Consider the following 24,772-nt stretch of genomic DNA (forward strand, 5'->3'; position numbering starts at 1 on the left):
AATTTAAATACTATAGATTAATCAATAGAAATTTGCACTATTTGCTTAACCTTTGCTATACAGTTAAGAAGAAACAGAGTTTTCAATTTCGGAAATACTATCTTCAGTGGAATCAGGATCCTCAATTTTCGCTACTGACACTACCTTTTCTCTACTCTCTGTTTTAAACAGAGTGACTCCTTGAGTGCTACGTCCTGCAATTCTGATATCATTTACTGAAATACGAATTAACTTTCCTTTATCTGTAATAAGCATGATATTATCACCCTGTTCAACTGGAAAGCTAGCAACAACATTACCGTTTCTGTCGGTAGTAAGGATATTTGTAATACCAACACCACCTCTATTTGTTACCCTATACTCGTACGCAGAAGTTCTTTTACCAAAGCCATTTTCAGTAATAGTTAATATGAACTCCTCATTCATTGCAAGTTTTAAGAACAGTTTGTTATCTATTCCTAAATCATTCAAAGTTTTTTCCAATTTAGAATCAATTGAGTTGTTGGTTACAGCTTCCATCCTTTTTGCAAGCGGAACTCTTAAGTAAAGCTCTTTTGTTTCTGTTGCAATACCTATGCCGTTTAGTATGGTCATGGATATCACACTGTCATTTTTTGCAAGTTTGATACCTCTTACGCCATCTGAATTACGACTCTTAAATTGACGCACATCGCTTACAACAAATCTGATGCTTTTTCCAAGTGTTGTTGAAAGTAGAACATGATCAATTTCGCTACATACTTTAACTGATATTAACTTATCCCCTTCGTCGAGCTTTATTGCTATTTTTCCATTGCTTGGAATATAGTGAAAATCCGCTAAAGAGTTACGCCTTATGTTCCCATGAGCAGTAACAAAAACTATATTTTGATTTTCGTCATTCTCACTTGGAAGCGGCATAATGTTAGTTATTGTTTCACCATCACTAAGCGGAAATATATTAACAAGCGCTCTTCCACGTGCAGTTGGTTCTGCAAGAGGCAGTTTATAAACCTTTAATCTGTAAACTCGACCAGTATTAGAAAAGAATAAAAGACTAGTGTGGGTATTTCCAACAAATAATTTTGTAATTACGTCCTCCTCTTTTAATCCCTGTCCTAGCTTTCCCTTTCCACCACGATGCTGGGTTTTATAATGAGAGAGTTTCACACGTTTGATGTAACCATTCATAGTTACGGTCACTACCATATCCTCTTGTGGAATTAGATCTTCAGCTTCGATGTCCATATCTGATTCTTCTATTGAAGTTTTTCGCGGCACAGTAAATCTGTTCTTTATTTCTTGTAGATTGTTTTTTATTTCTTTCATCAACTTCTCTACTGAGCCAAGAAAAGCGATATATTCTTTTATCAGGTTAATCATTGAACTTAGCTCAGCTTCTAATTTGTCTTTTTCAAGGCCTGTTAAACGTTGCAATTTCATGTCAAGAATAGCTTTCGTTTGCAGCTCAGTTAATCTATACACTCCGTCTTTCAAAAAGCTCGTGCTGTCTGAGATTAATCCAATAATTGTGCTTATCTCAGCTGAAGTTTTCCATTCTTTATTTAAAAGTTCTCTACTTGCTTCCGCAGGATCTTTTGCACCACGGATGATTTTTATCACTTCATCTATGCTCAAAACCGCAATGTAGAGCCCTATATATATATGAGCTTTTTCCCTCGTTTTTCTTAGACGAAACTCTGTTCTCCTGATTAATACTTCTTTTCTAAAATCAATAAAAGCAGCTATAATTTCTTTCAACGACATCAAAGCAGGCCTGTTGTTGTTGAGGACTAAAGTGTTAACACTAAAACTACTTCTTAGTGGAGTTAGTCCCAATATTTGATTAAGTATAAAACTTGCTTCAGCATTTCTTCTGAGGTCAATTACTACCCTAATACCAGACTTATCAGATTCATCCCTAATTTCTGTTATGCCATCAATTCTTTTTTCTTTTACAAGCTCACCTATCTTCTCAATTAATTTTACTTTATTTACCTGGTAAGGTATTTCATCAATCACTATTGCTTGCCTATCTTGTGGCAGGTCTTCCATGTGAGTCTTGCCTTGCACAACAATTGATCCACGACCCGTTGCAAATGCTGACCTTATTCCAGACCTTCCAAGAATCGTTCCCCCAGTTGGGAAATCCGGTCCTGGCATCACTTCAAGTAACTCATCCAAAGTAACTTCAGGATTATCTATATATAACATACAAGCATCTATTATTTCTCCAAGGTTGTGAGAAGGAATATTGGTTGCCATACCAACTGCAACACCGCTTGCACCATTTACCAATAGATTCGGAAATTCTGCAGGCAGTACAACAGGCTCTGTTTCATTTCCATCATAGTTTGGCCTAAAATCAACTGTATCTTCGTCAATATCATTTAGTAAAAAATGCGACACTCTGTGGAGCCTTGCTTCTGTATATCGCATTGAAGCTGGCGGATCTCCATCTATCGAACCAAAGTTACCTTGCCCATCAATAAGTGGTAAAAGAAGAGAAAAATCTTGAGCCATCCTGACCAAGGAGTCATAGATAGCCATGTCACCATGTGGGTGATATTTTCCCATTACATCCCCGACTATACGAGCTGCTTTTTTATACGGTTTACCGGCATCGAACCCAGCCCTCGACATTGCGTATAATATGCGCCTATGAACAGGTTTAAATCCATCTCGCACATCAGGTATAGCTCGACTTATGATCACACTCATTGCGTAGGAGAGATAAGAATCCTCTAGCTCTTTCACTATTGAAACTGGTACTATGTTGTCTTGCATTTTCTATACTTTGATTGAAATAATTGTAATATTAATATTCAACTAGGCTAATGGGCAATGACAGACTTGAACTGCCGACCTCCTCGGTGTAAACGAGATGCTCTACCAGCTGAGCTAATTGCCCCTCTAGATATAATTCTATAGTTCAATGTTGTTGTTGTAAACAAAAATAGCGATACAAGCAACTCTTATGGAATCGCTGGGTGCACACTATGGAGTTGTATAAATTTTAGTCTTGCTGCTACCTTGTATAAAGGTATTCTTTCACTTGCATTTTTTGACATGTTCAACAACTTTGAATAACATGCTGTGGCATTTTTAAAATCTGAGAGCTTATCTAGAATAACAGCTAAATTATAAGTATAAAAAATATTGTTTTGATCTAAAGAAATTGCTGCTTTCATATATTCTTTAGCTTTTACGTAATCCCCTTTTTTCATATAGATCAAACCTAAATTTGCTGATAAAGGGGCGCTATTTCTGAGTGTATCATACAATTTCAACATTTCACTCAATGCTAAATTAGGATCATATTGTGAGATTATCGTCAGAAAATTCTTTAATACATAAGGGTTGCTAGGATATTCTTTTAACAGTCTTGTGTAAATCTCTACAGCTTTTTTAAATTCTTTGTTAGCGTAATAGATATTCCCTAGTCCAATTAAAGCACTTTCACGATAAGGAAATTTTGCGATAATCTGATTGAGGAGAGAAGTAGCTGTTTCACTATCTCCTAACTCAAAGGAATCTTTTGCTTTTTTTAAAATAGAGTATATGTCAAAATTCTTGCCAGAATTCTGCGAAATTTTGATATTAAATTTGTCACTTTTTCTCTCGATAACATCAAGATCTTTATATTTTTTATCAGCTTTTATATGCTTGACAACACTATCAAAGACCTTCTGTATCTCTAAATTTTCGCTAGCATAGGTAACAGAAGACCTCCATAAAATCACAACGCAAATTAGCATGCAGATAAACATAGATCCTAGTGTTGTGGCATTGGCTGCAGCGCGTAACCAGTAAATCTTATTTCTTTGAACTATACGTAACACATTACAAATTCATAAATGCTAAATTACTTATCTAATATAATAATAAAGATATTATTAATTGGCAGATACTATTTAGAATGAGTTAAAAGAGCACTTCTACACATTCCATATGGTTGCCAATTACACTCCTCACATGCGTAGTCAAATTTCTCTAAAGACATTTTCTTTCTAATTCTTTTTACTGCTTCACTCCAGGTCAAAATCTCGCCAATTTTTATTCCTAAAATTTCCATATGCCTTCTATCTAGCTCTAAAACTTTAGCTTGTGTGGTACATTTACCTTGTTTAGTCTGGTTTGGGCAAACACTACAAATAGTGTCAAGATTATCAACTACTTCGATTTTAGTATTAGGATCACTAATTACTTTACTTGCTATCTTTTCATAATTTTCTACAAAGCTCTGAGAATATCCATACCCTTGAAATGCAAGAGTGCACATAAAATGATGAGGACGAAACCTTATCACTTTTTCAAATACTGCAAAGCTGCTACAAGTAGAAAAATTTTTACCAAACCAGGAAGGATGAATGGTAAAACACCTACCATTATTGCTTGTTTCAGACCCACGTAAATAGTAAGCCAACTAATACCACAAATAAAGATTACGACTGTACCCGCCAGACAACTTAAAGAATTACACATAAATGATTGATATTTAGAGTTCAGTAATTCATTTACTCTGCTCATTACTATAACAGCAACTAAACAGCCAATCAAATATCCACCTGTTGGCCCGAGAAAAATGTGATGACCACCAGAAAAATTCGCAAAAACAGGAAATCCTGCTGCACCAAGTGATAGATATGTAAGCACAGAATAGAATGCTGTTCTGCGGTTAAATTTAAGCCCAACAAGCATTAATCCTAAAGTTTGCAATGTGATAGGCACAGGCTGCAATGGTATGCTTATTTGAGCCATCAAGAATAAAAGTAAAACGCAAGACAATATTTCAGCCAGTGTTGACCTACTGCTTGATTGTGTTATAAACATATCTTCCCAATAAAAATAACTTACTAAATGTAATATATGTGTATAAGAAGTTTTGCAATTTAAATTTTGCTTATATTGCGCTACAATGAATTATTTATGCACTATTTAAAAATGATGAGTAAACAAGATCTATTATCGTTGATGAAAGCAAGACACAGCGGACGTTCATACGATAATACAAGAGCAATATCTCAGAAAGAAATGGATATTTTAATAGAAGCTGTAAGGCTAACATCCTCGTGTTTTGGTGATGAACCTTGGCGATATGTGATATGCAACAAACAGAACAATCAAAGCATATGGAAAAAATTGCTCGATTGCCTTGATGAATCTAATCAAAAGTGGGCAAAAGATGCACAAATACTAATTATATCTCTAAGCGCTAAGAACTTCCGCAAACAAGGTAAAGGAGAAAATTTTTGGGCTAAGCATGATACTGGTGCAGCAAATTATGCACTTATGCTGCAGGCTGCAGCTATGAACTTAATGGCTCATCAAATGGGTGGATTTGATAGAGATAAAATAGTTAAGAGATTCAATATACCTGATGATTTTAATGTAATGTCAGTGATAGCAGTTGGTTACGAAAAAGAGGGTGCTGAAGTCAAAGAAAAACAAAGAAGATCAATAAAAGAAATATTCTTTTATGACGAATGGCCAGCGAGCTGACTTGACCATTCTTCTCTTAATATCTTAAAAATTGAATTATTTGGCAAATAATTTTTTTTCATCCTACCCTCTTCAATTGCTTGCCAATCTTTCCACGATAATTTCTTACTTCCAAGTTCATAGTCCATACCATCCCATATATCTTCTCGAAAGCCATAAACAGCAAAATGCCAATTATATTCATTAAAAATAGAAGCAAGATCTCGAAAATAGTGCTCTAATCCTTTTGAGCAGCGGTGCCCGCCAAACTCTCCAGCAAGGATCTTATAATCTGGTATATTATACCTCTTTTGGAAAATTTTTACAGGTTCTATATATGATTTTAACTTATCTTTATCCCAATACTCTACTTTTTTTGCATCAAAAGATTGAACATGTCCAGGGTAGGCAAAGTTACCTTGGTTTAATTTTAAGTTTGTATAAGTAAAGGGCTCATATATATGAAATGAATAAAGAACATTTTTATCACTAACTGGTTCAAATTTGTTAAAAGTATTAGAGTCAGCATAACTGCTGCTATCAAGTATTATTGGGGTCTCTGAGTCAACTTGGCGGACACTGTTTACCATGCTGCTATAAAAGCCAAATAGATTCTTCTGAACTTTGCTTTGTTCTACGTTATAAATAGCCGAATCTGCAGTATTATAAAGCCTTTCTGGATGTGGTTCATTTAAGATATTATATCCAACAATAGCAGGATGATCTTTAAGCTCTTTCGCAAGATCTTGCCAAAATTTTGCTGCTTGTTTTTGAAAAGCTTGATCTGACCATAAACGTAAATCATCTTTATCGTTATTATTTTGCTTCCATCTAGATCCAGGTAAGCTAAGCATCGTTAATACTACTGGTATTTTTTGTTGATGAAAAGCATCTAAAATATCTTTCAGAACTTTCAGGTCTTTGGAAATCAGGCCCGGATAATTGTCTGCATTGCCTAAGAGGAAGTCACGTTGCGTAGTTTCAAATTTGTCAGGAGCAAGACGAATAAAACCAATTTTGTATTCCTTTGCTGCTTTGATTAAGTCACTATCAACTTTTCTATTGAAAACATTTGCCCCCTTTCTAACTCCAGTTTGCCAAAAGAGCATTTTGCTGTTCTCCGGTATTGACTTAGCACTCACATTACAGAAAACTATAGAATACAAAACAGCTGTAATTAGAAGAAAAATTTTCACTTATATAATTTTGCTATAATGGTAAGTAACCTAACAGACAAGATCCCGTTTGTAAAGATGCACGGTACTGGCAATAGTTTTGTTATCATAGACTCACGTTCAGCAAATAATTTAGACTGGAATTATAGACAAATTGCTGATCAAGGCAGTTGTGATCAAGTGATAATTATAACAATGTCTAATGCTGCAAACTGCTTTATGCATATCTACAATGCTGACGGTAGTCGAGCTGAAATGTGTGGAAACGCAGCACGCTGTGTTGGATATTTGATAATGTTAGAAAAAGGTACTGAATATATCACTATTGAGCTGATAAATAATCGTATCTTAGAATGTTTTAAAGTAGGTGATAAATCAATAAAGGTCAATATGGGTAAACCACTGCTTAAATGGAATGAAATTCCTCTTTCTTGTGAATGCGATCCCCTTTATCTACCTATAGAGCTTGAAATGCTGAAAGAGCCAGTTGCAGTAAATATTGGTAACCCTCATATAGTTTTTTTTGTTGATAACATAAGCGAAATACCATTGCAGAATTTAGGACCAAAGCTAGAAAATCACGAATTATTTCCTCAGAAAACAAATGTTAGTATTGCACAAATAGAAAAATCTGGAGAAATAAACTTAAGAGTTTGGGAAAGAGGAACAGGTATTACTGCTTCATGTGGTAGTGCGGCTTGTGCAGCATTTGTTGCATCTATACTTCGTAAGTGTTTGGCTACTAAACAAACTTCAGTACATTTACCAGGAGGTCAGTTACTGATTGAGTGGTCAAAAAATATACTGATGACTGGGGATATAGGGTTTTTATGACCTAGGCTAGGCACTGACACTCATTACTTCTAACACCTTTTTACCAATCACAGCAGGGGTTTCTGCAATCGCAATCCCAGCACTGCGCATAACCTCTAACTTTGCACCAGCACTTCCGCCACTAGAGGAGATAATAGCCCCAGCGTGCCCCATACGTCTTCCTGGAGGTGCTGTTTGACCTGCTACAAAACCAACGATTGGCTTTTTAGTTTTTTCTGTTTTCACAAAATGTGATACATCCTCTTCTTCGTTTCCACCTATTTCACCAATAACTACAATACCATGAGTGTCATCATCTTTTAAAAACAACTCCATACAATCAACAAACGTTATACCATGAACAGGATCCCCTCCAATTCCTATACATGTTGACTGACCAAGACCAACAGCGGTTGTTTGTGCTACCGCTTCATAAGTTAAAGTTCCAGAGCGAGACATAATTCCTATATGTCCACGTTTGTGAATATGTCCTGGCATAATTCCTATTTTGCATTCTTCGGGTGTAATAACCCCTGGACAGTTTGGGCCAATCAATCGACTGTTTGAACCAGCGAGAGCGTGCTTTACCTTTACCATGTCAAGTATAGGAATGCCCTCTGTGATGCAAACTATTAATTCTATCTCTGCATCTATTGCCTCAAGTATTGCATCAGCTGCAAATTTAGCAGGTACATATATCACAGTAGCATTCACGTCAGTTTTTTCTTTAGCTTCTGCTACGGTATTAAAAATCGGTAAATTAAGGTGAGTGCTTCCACCCTTGCTAGGAGTTACACCGCCAACCATTTTGGTTCCATAGCTAATTGCTTGTTCTGAATGAAATGTACCTTGTGCACCAGTAAAGCCCTGGCATATTAATCTTGTATCTTTATTTACTAAAACAGACATACTCTACTTCACCTCTTGTACTATTTTCTGTGCAGCCTCGTCAAGTTCGTCTGCAGCAATAATACTTAGCCCTGACTCTTCTAAAATTCTTTTTCCTTCTTTGAAGTTAGTGCCTGATAATCTAACCACTAAAGGGACCTTAATATCTATTTCTTTTGCAGCTTCAACTATTCCATTCGCAATGATATCACAACGCATTATACCACCAAATATATTAACCAAAATTCCTTGTACATTACTATCAGATAATATAATTTTAAATGCTTCAGTGACAGTTTCCTTACTTGCTCCACCACCAACATCTAGAAAGTTAGCAGGCTCTGCTCCATAGTACTTTATTATATCCATTGTTGCCATAGCAAGACCTGCACCGTTCACCATGCAACCAATATTGCCATCCATTTTTATATAACTGAGACCATGCTTTGAAGCTTCTATTTCTTCTTTGACTTCTTCATCGTAATCACGTAGGCTCACGATTTCTGAATGACGGTATAGAGCATTGTCATCAAAATTAATTTTAGCATCAAGTGCAATAAAATCTCCAGCATTCGTTTCAACTAGTGGATTAATTTCTATCTGGCTCGCATCAGTTGTAATAAACGCATCATATATATTTTTTGCAATATTCGTTACCTTTCCTATTTGTTCTGAACTCAGATTAAAGCTATTGCAAAGCTTATTGTTATCAAGACTTGTAAAACCAGTAGCAGGGTCAATATTAAAATTCACAATCTTTGTAGGAGAGTTTTTTGCCACTTCTTCGATATCCATTCCACCTTCTGAAGAAAATATAAATACTAGCCTGCTAAGCTTTGGATCGACTACTAGACTCAAATAGTACTCTTTTTTAATGCTTGAACCTTCTTCAATGTATACTCTCTTTACCTGCTGTCCGCTTGGCCCTGTTTGATGAGTAACTAAAGTTATGCCAAGCATGTCCTTTACAAGTTGTTGAGCTTCTTTAGTTGACTTTGCTAGCTTTACGCCACCAGCCTTACCCCTACCACCTGCATGAATCTGAGCTTTAACCACAAACACGTCAGATTTTAGTTGATTTATTTGAGTTTCTACTCCTTCTGCAGATGTAGCAACAAAACCCTTTGGTACCGGGACATTAAACTTGTGTAAAATTTCCTTTGCTTGATATTCGTGAATATTCATAAGATAACTAATTATTAACCTTAGTAAAAACTACCAACCATAACGCTGTCTTCTGCATTCTTGCTGATACCTCTTTTTCCTTGCTTCAGCTTTTTTTTTAGCTGTTTTCTCTGATTTCTTTTCGTGATATTTTTTTTTCATTTTTAGCCCTCTTCCTTCCTTTTGAATTATTTTTTTCAACACTGGAAGAGCTCTATCTACATCACCATAATGGACTGATACTTCAATCAAACTCTATACCTCCTTCGGTAATCACTTCAAAATCCATTTATAAATTAGAAAATTAACATTGTCAATTATTTTATAAACTTGAGCGATAGAATATGATATGCAGTGATTTATATGAAAAAAGCTTCATTCTGCTGTCAATCATTTACTTGCTGATAAAAATTGCTCTTAGGTTACAGTGCTCTCGTAATTTTTCTAATCTCGGGGCGGAGAGATTTGAACTCCCGACCCTTTGGTCCCAAACCAAATGCGCTACCAGGCTGCGCTACGCCCCGACTTCTTTACTAAGAGTATCGATAGTTCGGAAAAATGCAAGTTTCATTTATTTCTTTTAGAAAAAATATAATGCAGATTTCTTTATATAGAGTGTCAAGTTGCACTAGCCATATTAAAAAATCTAGCTATACCAATTGGTGAAGGTTAATGCAGCAACTACAGCAGTATCAACTCTCAAAATTCTTTTTCCTAGACTCAGTTTCTGACAAAATTTATTGGCAGAATCAAGTTCGTAAGATGAAAAACCACCTTCGGGGCCAACAATAATAGCAACGTTTTTCTTGCCTTTTAGAACTTTATTAGGAGGTTGTCCTTCACCTGTTTCATCACACAAAACAAAATTTTTATTCTGGGAATCGGACAATTCACAAAAATTAATAGGAAGAAAAATCTGTGGTATACTTGTCCTACCCGATTGTTCCGCAGCTTCAATTGCCTGTAATTTCGCTCTACTTAGGTTAATGTTTTTTACTACTGTACGTTCTGTTGAAATAAATTGAATGCAGGTTACTCCCATTTCAGTTGCTTGTCTTACTATGTTGCTTAAGGCGCCGCTTTTTACCAGAGCACAATACAAATATAGATTTTTTTCATGTTGTTGTTGTTTAGTGCGTTCTTTTATTATAATTTTTGTCGATTTACTTGATATATTCACCACTTCTCCTAACCATTCTCCATCCTTTCCATTAAAAAGATAGATGTTATCATGCTTCTTAAGCCGCATTACATTGTAAATATAGTGACTTTGTCGTGGATGAAGCGCCAAACTTACATTTTGTGATAAAGCTTCTTCAACATAAAGCCTAATTTTTTTCATTCAAAACTTTAGTTATTTGCATTCTGTTTGAGTGACTCTTACGGGATTTGAACCCGTGTTACCACCGTGAAAGGGTGGTGTCCTAACCACTAGACGAAAGAGTCGACTTGAATCTAACTGAGTTATATCGATTATACATATAAAGTCAATTCAATTATTTTGAATCACACAGTTAGAGTGATATATCAGTGATTTTATATCGACAGTCTCCTATTACCCCATGTTCAATGCTTACTGAACCTATCTCAGATTTAGGAGCTTTAGATCCTAATTCTAATTTTTGTTCAACTTTTGTATCTGAATCATAGCCAGAATCGTATCCAGAATCTCTACGCTCAAAATTTTGCCTTATTTCTTTTACGTTAAAGCCAGCCTTGGTCTTGATTTGCTGACTCGCTGGCTTATTAGCACTTTGCTCATTTAGTTTTATTTGCAAATTATTTACTTTATCCTGCACTAATCCATGATAAGTCCCAGAATTACCTTTTATATGTTTTGCTTGTCTTTCTGATCTCTTTTTCGATAAATCTACTTTAGCATAAATAGGCTCTGGTTGCTCTTTATGATTTAAGCTAGTGGACTTTTTTGCTCTGAGAAATCATCTACATCTTCATAAATAGGTTCTCCTGATATACTAGAATAACCACTATCTTTCAATGATAAATTTTCAGTAGATCTTTTATGTGAATCATATACTTCAGCATAAATGGATTCTTCCGATACGCTCAACTCTTCTAATGAGTTACTAACCTTAGCGTCATACACCTCAGCATAAATGGGCTCTTTTAAAAGCAAAATATCATCATGCTCAAAAATTCTAGGAGGTTTTTTAGGTGAGTTGGCCTTAAATTTTAGCTCTACTTCCTCTTTAAGCTTGTCACAACCTTCCGCTTGTTTCAAAATCTCCAATATTTCTTTTCTTTCTTTTTTTATTAGCTCACCAAGCACTAAACAACATTTTTCTTTACGATCTTTGAGACTGTCCTTATCTCCGTACTGCATAGCTTCTGATGCTATTTTGTATTGAAGGATTACATTTCCTATACTATTATTTATTTCATTAATATTTGCTCCAGCACTAATAAGTAACGTCATTACATTATGATCAAGATTTGTTACTGCATACTCTAAAGCTCGATTTAAAGTTTGATCATTATTCAAGTCAAATGACCCCTTGTTCCTAAAAGGATTAATTCTAGAAAAGAGTTTTTCAAAGCTGTTTACTATATTATGAAGATTTAAAGCTAGCCTCACGCCTCTTATATTGCTATTTCTAGCGGATTTAATTAAAAAACTATCTACTATACCCATGATTGTACCCCTCTATATAAAAGCTCACCATTGTGGTACAATTTTAAACTATAACGATTTATTTTATATTAATAACCGCTTTTCACACCCACTTAACAAGAGGCGGCATCGACATCATAATTGCATCGGGGTTACCATTAGTCATTAAACCAAACCTTGTACCACGATCATAAAGAAGATTGAACTCCACATATCTGCCACGTTTTATCAATTGTTCTTCTCGTTGTTCTTTTGTCCAAGATTTTTGCATATGTTTGTGTATGATGTGTAAGTAAATTTCTAAAAAGGCTTCACCTACTGCTTTTGTGAACTCAAAATCATTTTTCCAGTTGCCAGAAGTTAGATTGTCATAAAAAATTCCACCAATACCACGTGGCTCTTTTCTATGTTGTAAAAAAAAGTAATCATCACATTGCTTTTTAAATTTCGGATAATATTCGATGTTGAACTCATCGCAAGTTGCTTTAATTGATTCGTGAATATATTTGCAATCTCCCTCATCTTTATAAATTGGAGTAAAGTCCATTCCTCCACCAAACCATTGTTTTGAGGTATATATCAGCCTTGTGTTCATATGTGCTGCAGGGATAAGGGGAGATTGCATGTGAGACACTAAAGATATACCGCTTGCCCAAAACTCTCCATTGCTTTCACTTGCACCAGGAATTTCATTAATGGCTGAGTCTGCGAGCTTTCCGTATACTCTTGAAACGTTTACTCCAACTTTTTCAAAAATATTACTAAAGATAATTGTAGATTCACCACTTCCTCCACCTGGTCGGTTCCACTTTCTTTTTTCGATTTTTGGTTCTGTGAATGACTGTACCTCAATTGATAAGAAAGATTCGGTGATCTTGTTCCTCAGTGCGCAGAACCATTCAAATGCTTGTGTCTTTTGTTTTTCCATAATGCCTTCTGTTGGCTTATTAATATTATTGTACTCTATATTTACAGGACTTAATTAGATTGGGATAGTAACTACCCATCAAGGATGTTAATAAATCTATAATAATTAAATCAATATAGTAGAATATTTTTATATGTGCAAGGATGCCAAGCAATAATAATGAGTAAAAGATACATAGATAACAAAAAAGAGAACAGAGTTGACTTCATACTAAGAAATTATGGGATGTCAATTATTGTGATGGCAGTCATTATGTTCTTACCTCCAATAGCAATATCAGTACTCTATTTTTCTAATGTATATAGTCAGCATGTTAATATAGAGATTAATTTATTAACTAGTACTCTAATGACTCTCTTTGTGGTATATAATATAAAACGTTACAAGTATCTACTTAATATCATAGAGTTTCAAAATGCAATATTTGCAAATGCGCTGAATCATAATACAGAGTTTTGTCTCATTTTACATAAAGATGAGGGTATTATTTATGCTGATGCGAGGTTCTACGAAAGGTTTAAAGATCACATAAACGATGATGTTACGCTAGATAAAATTCTTGAAGCAGGAGATGTTTCAGAAAAAGACAGAAAATCACTCTATCATGCGTTAAGAAATAACACTTCTGTAAAAGTATGCATTTCCTTAAACAAGAAGAGTAGAATATCTAACTTTCTTTTGCTCTCTGAACCAATACCGGATAATCCACAAATTGCTATAAATAGTAATAAGACTTTAAATTTATCATTAGCCCCAATAGCAAGACCGAATGGGTATTTTGTACTAAAGGCAACACAGGTAAACAAAGAGCAGGTATATGAAGAGTTGATAGAGAAACACAATATAGCAACTTACGTTGCAAATACAAAAGGAGGTATCTTATCTGTAAATAAAAGATTTTTAGACATGTTTGAACTAAAAAAATTGGAAAAAGGTAGCTCAATCAATGATTTTATATCTCAATCTAAGTATGACGATACAATAACCAAAAATGAAATTATGTTTTTTACTATAAGCGGTGCTCCATTTAAGGCTTATATGAGTACTGCTATATTTTGTGATAAATACAATCATAGCTATATACACGGCTTTATAACACCAACTGAATCAAATATTGTTGATTATCAACTACACCCTTGTTTTACAAATTCGTCAATTGCTATTGCACAATGCGACATAAATGGCAATTTTATAAAGAAAAATATAGCATTAGTAAAACTTGCGGGGTCAAATAATGGTTCTATCTTTGCATTGATATCAGATGGTTATCATATGAAAGTGCGTGAATATTTTTCAAGTAATAGGATAAATAATGCGTCCTTTGATGTGCAGCTCAATGGCGGTAATAACATGAAAATATATTTTAATAAGTTTCTTCATAATAAAGTGATGTTCATACTTTGTTATTTTATTGATAATACTGAACGTAAAAAACTAGAGATAAAACTTGAGCATTATCAAAAGGTGCAAGCTATAGGGCAGTTAGCAGGTGGTATTGCACATGATTTCAATAATATATTAACCGGAATAATAGGATTTTGTGATTTGCTTTTACTCCAGCACTCAGCTAGCGATCCATCTTTTGGAGATATAATACAGATACAGCAAAATGCAAAACGTGGGTCAAATTTAGTAAGACAACTGCTTGCTTTTTCAAGAAGACAGACTTTGCAGCCAAAGATTATTAATGTAAATGGTACGATAGCTAATCTTTATGAAATGATCAAAAGATTAATAGGTGAAAATATAAAATTTAATATTTATTATGGTAGCGATTTGGGTGCTGTTAGGGCTGACCAAGGACAATTAGAGCAAGTTATGCTTAACTTAGCAGTTAATGCTGGTGCTGCTATGGAAAAGAGGGGAGAGTTAACTATACGAACCTTTAATCAAAAGGTTGATTCATTAAATTCTACACCTCAGGATATGTTTTCTCCAGATAAGGAAACGATTGAACATGGGAATTATGTTGTGATTGAAGTGATTGATACTGGATGTGGAATGACGAGTGATATAATTGAAAAGGCATTTGATCCATTTTTTTCTACCAAAGATATTACTTCTGGTACAGGTCTTGGCCTCTCTACTGTATATGGCATTATTAAACAAACCGAAGGATACATCTATGTTGCTAGCAAAGTAAATCATGGAACTAAATTCAGCATATTTTTGCCCATAGTTTACATATCGGATGAAAATGATAAAGAGGAAGATAGTAAAGAAATAGAGAAACCGGTAGAGATTAAAGGTAATGGTATAATTTTATTAATTGAAGATGAAGATTCAGTAAGGGAATTTACTGCTAAGGCTCTTACAAGAAAAGGATTTAATGTAATAGAAGCGAGTATAGGCAGCGAGGCACTAGAGATCATTAGAAAAAAAAATCAACACATAGATCTAATAATCACTGATGTAATCATGCCAGAGGTGAGTGGTCCAGAAATAGTTAAAGAAACATTGATACATAGGCCAAACATCAAAGTTATTTTTATTTCTGGGTATGCAGAGGATGCTTTTTTAAAGAGCGATGAAATCAGTATAGAAGACTTCCATTTTTTACCCAAACCATTTACTCTGAATGAGTTAGGAAATAAGGTTCAAAGTGTGTTACACAAGACAAAAAAAGGCAGTTTACTTTGAGCATGATTGGCAACAAAAAAATTTTTCTAATGCAAAAATTTCTTGCATATATACAATAGAGTTATTTTATACATAAGATAAAAGGCGTGAGCAAGATCATTGCAATAGTAAATCAAAAGGGTGGAGTTGGTAAAACCACAACTAGTATAAATTTATCAACAGCCTTTGCTGCTGTGGGAAAAAGTACTTTACTGGTAGATCTTGACCCCCAAGGAAATGCTAGTACAGGACTTGGGGTTTCTTATCGTAGCAGGGAAGAAAAAAATATATATAAAATACTGCTGAGCAGCGGAAGTGAATTGGTGGAATCGGCAATTTTCAATATAAAGGAAATTCCAAATCTATCGCTGATTTCATCAGTGGTTGACTTATCAGCTGCAGAAATTGAGCTATCACAACTTGAGCAGGGAAAATTCGTACTAAAAGATACGCTAGAGAAAGTACGTAATAATTATGAGTACATAATTATAGATTGTCCTCCATCACTTGGTCTGCTTACTATCAATGCTCTGACCGCTGCTGACTCGATTATTGTTCCTCTTCAGTGTGAATTTTTCGCTCTGGAAGGATTAAGCCATTTAGTTAAGACTGTAGAGCTGATAAAAAGAAATAACCTAAACCCTTTCCTGTTAATAGAAGGAATATTGCTCACAATGTATGACAGACGCAACAAACTTAGTGAGCAGATTAAAAATGATATTTGCCAATATTTAAATGATAAAGTATATAAAACTATTATCCCCTTGTATGAGACCATTATTCCACGTAATGTACGGCTATCAGAAGCACCTTCTCATGGAAAACCTGCTATTGTATATGATCTTAAGTGTCCTGGTGCACAAGCATATATAAGTTTGGCAAAAGAAATTTTAAAGAAACACATGAGCATCTGTAAAGAGAAAAAGCTGATAAGTGAGGGTGCAGCATGAAGGACAATAGGCGCTTAGGTAGAGGTCTTGCTGGCCTCATAGGCGATAATTATGATAATAAAGAAGATCGGTTACCTATTTCATTACTACACCCGAGCAAATTTCAGCCGAGAAAATATTTTGATGAGGAGTCATTAAAAGAACTTGCAGGTTCGATAGAGAAAAATGGTATAATACAACCTGTTGTGGTGCGCAAAGATCCAAATAATGAAGGTTACGAAATAGTAGCAGGGGAACGTCGTTGGCGAGCAAGTAAGGTCATAAATCTTGATAGTGTACCGGTTATCATAAAAGATTTAAATGACAAGGAATGCTTAGAAGTATCGATAATTGAAAATATACAGAGGCAAGATATTAATCCAATAGAAGAAGGTGAGGCGTACAGAAAACTAATAGATGAATTCTCCTATACACACGAAGAATTAGCCTCAACTTTAGGTAAAAGCCGCAGTCACATAACCAATATGATACGAATGCTATCACTCCCTAATGGAGTAAAAACAATGATCAACGAGAAAAAATTGTCTATGGGTCATGCAAGAGCATTGATTAATGTTGAAAATGCGGAAAGTATTGCAGAAAGAATAGTTTCTCAGGGCCTGAGCGTTAGACAAACTGAAAAATTGATAAAAGACTTACAACAAAATAACGACCGAAAAGAGCATAAGTGTACTAAAAATCAAGATATGGCAGCATTAGAAGGAGCTATATCTTCTCAGCTTGGTTTAAAGATCAAAATTAATGACAGTAATTCTAAGGGTAAAGTCATGATACGTTATAACAACTCAAATGAATTGGATTTTATATTGAAAATTTTGAATAGAAGACTCGAATCAGCTATTAATGTCGAAAGTAGCTCATAGAAATTTCTTGACAAACCTTCCCACTTTCCTTGCAATGGAAGTGAAATGGTGGAGTTTGTCAAGTAAGTTATTTCGTTTCTACCTTCAATAAAAATTTGCACACAATAGTACAGAAGCATACGTTGCTATTCCCTCATTTCTTCCAATAGAACCTAATTTTTCCGCTGTGGTTGCTTTGATATTTACGAATTCACCATTAATTTCTAATATTTTTGATATGAATTCCTTCATTCCTGCTTTGTAAGGCGATATTTTAGGCTCTTCACAAACTATAGTAATATCTAAATTAGACACGCTATATCCTTTTTCCTGTGCTTTTTTAGCAGCAAAGTCAAGAAAATGAGATGAATTGCAATCCTTCCACTTAGAGGAATTAGGAGGAAAATGTTCTCCTATATCGCCACATCCTAGTGCTCCGAGTATTGCATCAACGATTGCATGTATTGCAACATCACCATCGGAATGTGCCTCTATTGCCATATTATGCTCAATTTCCACACCGCAAATTTTTATAAAGCTCTTAGCATCATTTTGAATTTTAACAAATTTATGTATATCATAACCGGTTCCGACACGGAATTTTGGCTCTCCAAAGAGAAGTTTTGCCATATTTATATCCTCTTTTGTAGTTAACTTAAAATTCTTTTTCTCACCTTCAATAATCGCAACATGTTTTTTATGCTCCACCATTAGTGATGAATCATCAGTAAATTCTTTGACTGACTGATGGCACGATAATAATTCTCTGAAATTAAAAATTTGAGGGGTTTGTATGGCTCTAAGTTTTTCTCTTAAAATCGTAGATTCAACGAAATTATTACTCACCAACGATATAGTATCCTCGACTTCTATTGCTGGAACTACTCCTGTATATTGACCATTAATCATAGATTCAATCAAGTTATTTATTAGAATATTTGATACAAAAGGCCTACAAGCATCATGTATAATAACAAAATCTGGATTGATCTTTTGCAAACTCTCCAGTCCAAGTTTAACTGAACTCTGCCTGCTTTTTTCTCCACATACTGGACTCAGCAATTTAGTATCTATAGTTGATGACGTAACTTCTTTATAGAAATCTTTTTGACTTTCATTTACTACCACTCTTATGTAACTTATGTACTGATTAGCTAAGAATTTTCTAATTGTGTGAAATAAAACAGACTTACCTGCCAGTTTTATATACTGTTTAGGGATTTTGGCATTGCATCTACTGCCTACTCCTGCTGCAACTATTAATGCTGCTATCTTGTATTCCTCAAGTCTGTTAGTGTGCATGCTTACCATTTTCGGTGTTAATATAAGTTATCTAGCATTTTAAAAAAGTTTGATCTAATTCTCAAAAAGGAATATTCTTTTACTAGGTGTAATATATGTTAGAGGGAAATAATGCACGTTGCTAAGTATAATAAAGAAAATGAGATACATCTTATATTTTTTCATGGAATAGGTGATAATTATAAAAATGCGTCCAGGTATATACAAGATAGATCTACATATCTCCATAGGTCTAATTTTCACACTCATGCACATAAATACCCAATTGCATTTCAAAACTATATAACTTACGCAATAGCTAGTTTCTTGTTTCTAGGAACATCAATACTATTACCAACTTTAATATTACTTACTAATCCAATGATATCTAGGACAGCAAGTTTAGCCATCTTAGCAGCTTTAACTTGCATCTTTTTATCTGTACCACCACTCATGATTCCGTTTATAAATAAGAATCAAAGCTTGTCTCAGCCTTCAATAAAAGAAATCAGTAAATTAATTGACAATGGTGTGAAGCCTGAAAACATTATACTTCTCAGCCATTCCTTTGGAGGAGCAATTGCATCAGAAGTGCTGAAATATTTTACAGACAGAGATATTAAACTCGGAGGTATTATTTTTACCAGCACTTTCAGCTCTTTTCACAAGGCAATAAAGCATTTTCCAATTCCTCAGACAAAAATTCTAAGCATACTACCCTCTTGTTTGTTAAAAAAAATGCTTAAGGTCCTAAATTTAGACTTTGATATAGTAAGCAATATACAAAAGCTACAAAATAATAATATATCAATAGTGGTCATTAATCATGAAAGAGACACCTTAATACCATATCCTGCACAATTAGCAAAAGGACTAGAAGATAATCAATCATTAAATATGAATTTGACCAAAATCGTTAATTTGAAAAGCTTTGAATATGACCCGCACAACGGAGTTTTATCTGGTTGGGAATTGGATGAAAATTTAGCTGATCTAATACTTAATAAAACAATGAATAGATAGTATTTACAAAAAACTGTATATTTTTTGGTAAATCGACTATGTTAGACATATGCAAAAACGTCATATAACTATTTGTTGTGTACTACTTTTTATAATAGGAGCATTATTTTTGATGCGTCCTATGATTGTTCCGTGTCTAATATCCGTTTTTGTTGCACATTTGTTTAACCCTCTAGTAACCAAGTTTGAAAAATACAGAATACCGCGTTCATGTTCTGTAGTTTTTATAACACTTGCCTTATTGATAGCTTTTATATTAGTTATTACATTTGTTTTACCTATTATATATTTTCAAATTACTTTAATATTAAATTTCTTAGTGAATAAGATACCTTCATTAAAGCTTAAAGTGGTTCCTTCTATGCTAGAATTTCTTAATATAAAAACTGAAGATAGTTTATTTGATCACTTGTCTAAAAATCTAGTAGAAAATTACAGTGATTATATATCTTATTTTATAAATGCTCTTAGCATGGGCAGTAATCTTATAATTCAAGTGCTAAGTTCAAGCTTTAGTTTGATTTACATGGTATCATTAATAGCTATTACGCTTATGGTGTTTTTTTATGTATTACGTGATTGGCCTTCAATTGTAGAAAAGGTTAGTAAACTAATTCCCATTCTCTACAGAGAAAAAGCTGCAGGTTATTTTTCCAAAGTAGATTTCATTATATCTAATTACCTAAAGGGACAGCTAAACGTATGTATAGTTATGATGATCTTTTACTCCGTGGGCCTTAGCATAATTGGGCTGAAGCATTCTGTAGCTATTGGAATTTTATCAGGAACATTAACATTTATACCCTATATAGGGCCATTATTATACACTATTATCGGATTTTTGAGCGCCATTACTCAATTTAGTGGATGGTTTGAAAGTGCTGCTGTCTTGCTGTTATTTAGTGTTGGTCAATTAATAGACTCAAGCATATTAGTGCCTTTATTAATAGGAAAAAAAGTTCATATACATCCAACTATCATTATTTTGGGAGTTGTCATATGCACCTCATATTTTGGGTTTATAGGTATATTATTTTTTATTCCAATAATAGCAATGTTCAGTGTGTTAGTAGAATATACAGTTAATAAATATTTTGAAAGTGAGCTTTATAAAAATGGCTAATGAACCTTTTAGTTCACGATAAAAAGAAAAAGGATCTCTGATACATTTTCTAAATGGTGCGACCTGAAAGTCTTCGGTCATATTGTTTAAAAGGAGAGGAATTCCTCCAGAAAGAAACTGAAAGGATTCTAAAACTTATTAAACCAGATGTTTTGCCATCTGAGTCTACGCATCAGTGCGAATCGGGCAACCGGTTGGTGCCAAGCGATGCGGACAATGAACCTCCTCTTGAAAAAGAAGATGCTCAATCGTGAGAGGAGCATAAACTACAAGCATCATGTGGTTGGAGAGCTAGGCTAGTGGTATGGTGAACGTAAGTGAAACTTCAAAGTATCGTAATTATGAAGGAGCTAAAGATGCTGATAAGCTCTAACCAAAAAGGTAATGTGGATAAGTTACATTTCTCATTTCTAGATGTACGCAAATAATAACTCCACCGGTATAGAGAAGTCACCTAACCCACTGTTGTATGACAGAAGGAACAGGGTAAGCCTGTATTTTCGCCTACATGGCAAGCAAACCGCAAGGAATGCTGATGGAAGTGCAGGTAAAGGAGAATGGAGAAAGCGAATGCCATTTTGTAACGAAATGGATAGAATTTGTAACATTAATTCGCGTGAACGAGCAGACTTCCGTTTGTTCCCTCGTGACAAGAAACTTTGTTAACCACTTAAGGTAGGAAAGCAGATGATTACAAGTAAACCTGTAAGTGCATCTACCGAAAGCTTTGAAGCATGGAAGCAGTTGCCATGGAAGAAATGCCAGAAAGTTATTGTGAGGCTACAAAGACGTATTGTTAAGGCTGTCCAAAAAGGAAGATGGGGTAAGGTAAAAGCTTTACAACATCTTCTCACACGCTCTTTTAGCGGAAAAGCTTTGGCTGTTAAGAGAGTAACTGAAAACCAAGGAAAAAACACAGCGGGTGTAGATCGTCAATTATGGTCAACTTGCAATGCTAAATTTCAAGGAATAAAGCAGTTAAAGCAAAGAGGATATAAACCTTCTCCGCTAAAACGGATTTATATCAGTAAATCTAATGGCAAAAGAAGACCTCTTGGAATACCATCGATAAAAGATAGAGCCATGCAAGCATTATATCTGTTTGCTCTGGAACCGATAGCTGAAACAATCAGTGATCGTCACTCCTATGGCTTTAGGCCTAAAAGATCCTGTGCAGATGCTACAGTAGCTTGTCATTTGTTACTGGCAAGTCGTAATCAACTACAATGGATACTTGAAGGTGATATCAAAGGATGCTTTGACAACATTAATCATGAATGGCTTATGAAGCATATTCCTATGGAGAAGAAAATTCTGCATAGTTGGTTAAAAGCTGGCTTCCTAGAATCGAAAACTCTGTATCCCACAACTGCAGGTACCCCGCAAGGTGGTATAATTTCTCCAATACTAGCCAATTTAGCCTTAAACGGACTTGAAAAGTTATTGGAAAGTCGATTTGGTAAACTCGGCAGTAGAAGAAGAAACAAAATCAGAAGTGGAGTGAACGTAATCAGATACGCAGACGACTTTATTATTTCAGGTTTCACACATGAAGTACTGGAAAATGAAGTTAAGCCTTTAGTATCATCTTTTCTTCATGAGCAAGGTTTAATTCTTTCAGAAGAGAAGACAAAGATTACATCTATCACAACAGGGTTTGACTTTCTTGGTTGTAATGTACGTAGATATAATAAGAAGTTAATTATTAAACCTTCGAAAGAAAGTATTAAAAGACTTCTTAATAAAGCACGTACATTGATAAAAGCAAATATAGCGAACACTCAGGCTATAGTAATTAAGTCACTCAACTCTCTACTGAGAGGATGGGGAAATTACTATCACCATGTGTGTGCTAAAAAAGCGTTTAGAAAGATCGACAATGAAATTTGGCATAGTTTATGGAAATGGGCAAAAAAAAGACATCCTCGTAAAGGATTACGTTGGATAAAGAATCGTTACTTCAAAGTAATGGGTCAACGCCAATGGGTCTTTGCTGCACCCATATGCAAGAACAAACCAAAAGAGATACGGTATTTAAGACTGCTTAAGCTGATTGATATACCTATCAGACGACATGTTAAAATCAGAGCGGATGCAAATCCCCTTGACTTAAAATGGAAAAAGTATTTTGATGAGAGAGTGAAACGAACAAGAATGTTAGCAAGCTCTTTCTCAAGAGAAGGTTCTCTACTGTTGGTGTCACCATTAAGAATGATGTTTCCTGAGGAATCATGAAGGACAAGCCGGTTCTAGAAAAGAAGAACTTAGATAAGGGGCTCAAGCGTAGTGTGGGGAAACCTGCATGCTGCGTTTCTAAGGGAGGGGGTAGTAGTAATACTGCTTCCTTACCTGACCGGGCTTGCACCATTGTCTAGTAGCAATTTTGCAGATTTTTTATGCCCTTCATTTATTTCTCGATTATAAGCTATAACATGTAATGCAGTACCAGTATATCTACTTTGCGTATTAACATACTTTTCTTTATCTTTTGCCGCCCTTATTAAAATAAAAGCTGTATCATAATGACCATTATAAGCAGCGCTATGCAATGCAGTTTCACCATTATTATCCTGTAAATAAAGATCTGCATTGTTTTGTAAAAGTAATCTCACCATCTCCAAATTACCTTCTGCAGAAGCATACATCAAAGGAGTAAAGTTATGCCGATCTTTAGCATCAACTGTTGCACCACGCTCTATTAGCAATTCTGCAACATCTGAATGTTCTTTATATGCTGCTTCATGTAAAGGAGTTACTCCGCTGCCTGTACTGCTTACTGAATTAACATTTGCACCGCTATCAAGTAAAAGCTTCACAAAATCTTTATGACCATTCCTAGCAGCTAAATGAAGTGCGGTGTTACCATCTGCTTTTGTCTTTGATTTTATCTCGATATTTGCACCACATTCTAGTAAATGCCTGCCAAGTTCGACATCACCTTCTTGCGCTGCAACTTGTAAGGGAGTAAATCCATTATTATCATAATCTGTGAAATATTCATTAATATTGTCTAGTAAACTTTCTCTATAAGCTTTTAATTCTTCAGGAATGATAAGTGTTACTTTACCGTTTCCATACTCTACCTTACTATCCTGAGATTTAAGTGTGAACTCTAAAATAGTATCAACCCTGCATATTTCCTTATTCGTATCAAGTTCTCTAACAGGCATACTTGGACAATACTGAATATTGAGAGAACCTTGGCTATTATATACAATACTTATCTTTCTATCGTTGGCATGAGGCAAGCTTAGTTTATGCTTAAAGAATATAGGAGAGAGCTGCATTAACAAAGAGCCATCATACCCAGCCTGATTGCAACTAGTAATTAACTCTTCCAATATATAGTCATTTGGAACTTCTGCTTTAGCATGTTTAAAAATTTCCGTAAAAACATACTTTGCAAACAGACGTTTATCATCTCCCTCATTATATTTATCATATAACCCTTTAATGAAATTATTATCTATAGTGCGATCATTGATTACAAAAAAATCCGTTCTATATAGGTCTTGATAAGCTGTGTTACCAGACTTTACATCTTCATTATTCTCATTTGCCTTTACTTGACCCAGCAGAGATTGTGTTAGCTGAAATTCTAACGTAGTTACTGCACTAGATTTAGTATCAGAATTATTAACGCCAGATTCCTCTTGACTTTCATTACCTGAATCCTCAGAACGACGGCGCCCTTTTTCCTCTCGTTCTAAAATTTCAAACCCTTCTTCAGTGCCAGAATCCCTAGAATCTGATTTCTTTAAAATTTTGTTTGATTTCTGTGATACAAAATCTGAACCTAACATGTTTTTCTTCCTAATTAGTAGCTAAGCTAAGTGTAGCATTAAATGGCAATTTTGTCAACTTAGCAAGCATC

General features: G+C 34.7%; 23 protein-coding genes and 3 tRNA genes. 9 read left to right on the forward strand and 17 right to left on the reverse strand.

The annotated features are described in order from the left end of the window. Positions 1-63: 63 nt before the first annotated feature. The 5 genes from gyrA to EJB00_RS00295 all read right to left on the reverse strand — a co-directional run bounded on the left by gyrA (position 64) and on the right by EJB00_RS00295 (position 4,812). Entirely contained in the window at positions 64-2,766 is a 2,703-nt protein-coding gene (gene gyrA / locus EJB00_RS00275; protein ID WP_135352774.1) for a DNA topoisomerase (ATP-hydrolyzing) subunit A, read from the reverse strand. Positions 2,767-2,817: 51 nt separating this feature from the next. Then, a tRNA-Val gene (locus tag EJB00_RS00280) sits at positions 2,818-2,890 on the reverse strand. 64 nt (positions 2,891-2,954) lie between these two features. Beyond that, positions 2,955-3,821 (reverse strand): tetratricopeptide repeat protein, encoded by an 867-nt coding sequence (locus EJB00_RS00285; protein ID WP_135352775.1) that lies wholly within the window; start codon positions 3,819-3,821, stop codon positions 2,955-2,957. Between the two features lie 68 nt (positions 3,822-3,889). Next, entirely contained in the window at positions 3,890-4,288 is a 399-nt protein-coding gene (locus tag EJB00_RS00290) for a DUF1284 domain-containing protein (protein WP_015588140.1), read from the reverse strand. Further along, entirely contained in the window at positions 4,285-4,812 is a 528-nt protein-coding gene (locus EJB00_RS00295; protein ID WP_015588139.1) for a biotin transporter BioY, read from the reverse strand. Before EJB00_RS00295 ends, EJB00_RS00290 begins: the two co-directional genes overlap by 4 nt. 96 nt (positions 4,813-4,908) lie before the next feature. Here EJB00_RS00295 and EJB00_RS00300 point away from each other — a divergent pair, with 96 nt between their 5' ends. Next, positions 4,909-5,481 carry a nitroreductase family protein gene (locus EJB00_RS00300; protein WP_015588138.1) on the forward strand — a complete coding sequence of 191 codons (573 nt, stop codon included), beginning with the start codon at positions 4,909-4,911 and terminating at the stop codon, positions 5,479-5,481. Here EJB00_RS00300 and EJB00_RS00305 read toward each other — a convergent pair. Further along, positions 5,457-6,569, reverse strand: coding sequence for a glycoside hydrolase family 5 protein (locus EJB00_RS00305; RefSeq protein ID WP_135352776.1), 1,113 nt, complete (start codon positions 6,567-6,569; stop codon positions 5,457-5,459). The genes EJB00_RS00300 and EJB00_RS00305 overlap by 25 nt on opposite strands. Positions 6,570-6,674: 105 nt before the next feature. On the opposite strand from EJB00_RS00305, the gene dapF reads away from it, so the two are divergent. Next, complete coding sequence (gene dapF, locus EJB00_RS00310; RefSeq protein WP_010403976.1) at positions 6,675-7,469, forward strand: diaminopimelate epimerase; 795 nt, start codon at positions 6,675-6,677, stop codon at positions 7,467-7,469. A 6-nt stretch (positions 7,470-7,475) separates the two neighbouring features. Here the strand turns inward: dapF and sucD are convergent, their stop codons facing one another. The 9 genes from sucD to hemF form a co-directional block, all read right to left on the reverse strand. Beyond that, on the reverse strand, positions 7,476-8,357 hold the full coding sequence (sucD, locus tag EJB00_RS00315) for a succinate--CoA ligase subunit alpha (RefSeq protein ID WP_015588136.1): 882 nt from the start codon (positions 8,355-8,357) through the stop codon (positions 7,476-7,478). A 3-nt stretch (positions 8,358-8,360) separates the two neighbouring features. Next, on the reverse strand, positions 8,361-9,521 hold the full coding sequence (gene sucC / locus EJB00_RS00320) for an ADP-forming succinate--CoA ligase subunit beta (RefSeq protein WP_015588135.1): 1,161 nt from the start codon (positions 9,519-9,521) through the stop codon (positions 8,361-8,363). A gap of 30 nt (positions 9,522-9,551) precedes the next feature. Then, positions 9,552-9,752 carry a 30S ribosomal protein S21 gene (gene rpsU, locus EJB00_RS00325; RefSeq protein WP_015588134.1) on the reverse strand — a complete coding sequence of 67 codons (201 nt, stop codon included), beginning with the start codon at positions 9,750-9,752 and terminating at the stop codon, positions 9,552-9,554. Positions 9,753-9,950: 198 nt separating this feature from the next. Beyond that, positions 9,951-10,024 (reverse strand) — tRNA-Pro (locus EJB00_RS00330). A 122-nt stretch (positions 10,025-10,146) separates the two neighbouring features. Continuing rightward, positions 10,147-10,842, reverse strand: coding sequence for a 16S rRNA (uracil(1498)-N(3))-methyltransferase (locus EJB00_RS00335; RefSeq protein WP_015588133.1), 696 nt, complete (start codon positions 10,840-10,842; stop codon positions 10,147-10,149). 32 nt (positions 10,843-10,874) lie between these two features. After that, positions 10,875-10,946: transfer RNA gene (locus EJB00_RS00340), tRNA-Glu, on the reverse strand. A 68-nt stretch (positions 10,947-11,014) separates the two neighbouring features. Continuing rightward, positions 11,015-11,299 carry a hypothetical protein gene (locus EJB00_RS06255; RefSeq protein ID WP_225416279.1) on the reverse strand — a complete coding sequence of 95 codons (285 nt, stop codon included), beginning with the start codon at positions 11,297-11,299 and terminating at the stop codon, positions 11,015-11,017. Positions 11,300-11,409: 110 nt separating this feature from the next. After that, the gene (locus EJB00_RS00345; protein WP_225416280.1) at positions 11,410-12,153 is read right to left on the reverse strand and encodes a hypothetical protein; all 744 of its coding nucleotides are present in this window, start codon (positions 12,151-12,153) and stop codon (positions 11,410-11,412) included. A gap of 82 nt (positions 12,154-12,235) precedes the next feature. After that, complete coding sequence (hemF, locus tag EJB00_RS00355; protein WP_015588132.1) at positions 12,236-13,060, reverse strand: oxygen-dependent coproporphyrinogen oxidase; 825 nt, start codon at positions 13,058-13,060, stop codon at positions 12,236-12,238. Between the two features lie 159 nt (positions 13,061-13,219). On the opposite strand from hemF, the gene EJB00_RS00360 reads away from it, so the two are divergent. The 3 genes from EJB00_RS00360 to EJB00_RS00370 all read left to right on the forward strand — a co-directional run bounded on the left by EJB00_RS00360 (position 13,220) and on the right by EJB00_RS00370 (position 17,492). Further along, positions 13,220-15,700, forward strand: coding sequence for a response regulator (locus EJB00_RS00360; RefSeq protein ID WP_135352777.1), 2,481 nt, complete (start codon positions 13,220-13,222; stop codon positions 15,698-15,700). A gap of 86 nt (positions 15,701-15,786) precedes the next feature. Next, positions 15,787-16,629 (forward strand): ParA family protein, encoded by an 843-nt coding sequence (locus tag EJB00_RS00365; protein ID WP_135352778.1) that lies wholly within the window; start codon positions 15,787-15,789, stop codon positions 16,627-16,629. After that, complete coding sequence (locus tag EJB00_RS00370; protein WP_015588129.1) at positions 16,626-17,492, forward strand: ParB/RepB/Spo0J family partition protein; 867 nt, start codon at positions 16,626-16,628, stop codon at positions 17,490-17,492. Before EJB00_RS00365 ends, EJB00_RS00370 begins: the two co-directional genes overlap by 4 nt. Before the next feature lie 84 nt (positions 17,493-17,576). On the opposite strand, the gene ispD is transcribed toward EJB00_RS00370, so the two are convergent. After that, the gene (ispD, locus tag EJB00_RS00375; RefSeq protein ID WP_015588128.1) at positions 17,577-18,782 is read right to left on the reverse strand and encodes a 2-C-methyl-D-erythritol 4-phosphate cytidylyltransferase; all 1,206 of its coding nucleotides are present in this window, start codon (positions 18,780-18,782) and stop codon (positions 17,577-17,579) included. 102 nt (positions 18,783-18,884) lie between these two features. Here ispD and EJB00_RS06260 point away from each other — a divergent pair, with 102 nt between their 5' ends. From EJB00_RS06260 to EJB00_RS06185, 4 genes are all read left to right on the forward strand, one after another. Beyond that, on the forward strand, positions 18,885-19,775 hold the full coding sequence (locus EJB00_RS06260; protein WP_225416328.1) for an alpha/beta hydrolase family protein: 891 nt from the start codon (positions 18,885-18,887) through the stop codon (positions 19,773-19,775). Positions 19,776-19,824: 49 nt separating this feature from the next. Next, positions 19,825-20,898, forward strand: coding sequence for an AI-2E family transporter (locus EJB00_RS00385; RefSeq protein ID WP_135352779.1), 1,074 nt, complete (start codon positions 19,825-19,827; stop codon positions 20,896-20,898). A 687-nt stretch (positions 20,899-21,585) separates the two neighbouring features. Continuing rightward, positions 21,586-23,133 (forward strand): group II intron reverse transcriptase/maturase, encoded by a 1,548-nt coding sequence (ltrA, locus tag EJB00_RS00400; RefSeq protein ID WP_135352711.1) that lies wholly within the window; start codon positions 21,586-21,588, stop codon positions 23,131-23,133. Beyond that, entirely contained in the window at positions 23,130-23,273 is a 144-nt protein-coding gene (locus EJB00_RS06185; RefSeq protein WP_167470137.1) for a hypothetical protein, read from the forward strand. The genes ltrA and EJB00_RS06185 overlap by 4 nt, the downstream gene beginning before the upstream one ends. On the opposite strand, the gene EJB00_RS06265 is transcribed toward EJB00_RS06185, so the two are convergent. Further along, positions 23,244-24,701 (reverse strand): ankyrin repeat domain-containing protein, encoded by a 1,458-nt coding sequence (locus tag EJB00_RS06265; protein WP_015588020.1) that lies wholly within the window; start codon positions 24,699-24,701, stop codon positions 23,244-23,246. The genes EJB00_RS06185 and EJB00_RS06265 overlap by 30 nt on opposite strands. Positions 24,702-24,772 lie beyond the last annotated feature (71 nt).

The organism is Wolbachia endosymbiont of Drosophila mauritiana, assembly GCF_004795975.1.
Taxonomy (GTDB): domain Bacteria; phylum Pseudomonadota; class Alphaproteobacteria; order Rickettsiales; family Anaplasmataceae; genus Wolbachia.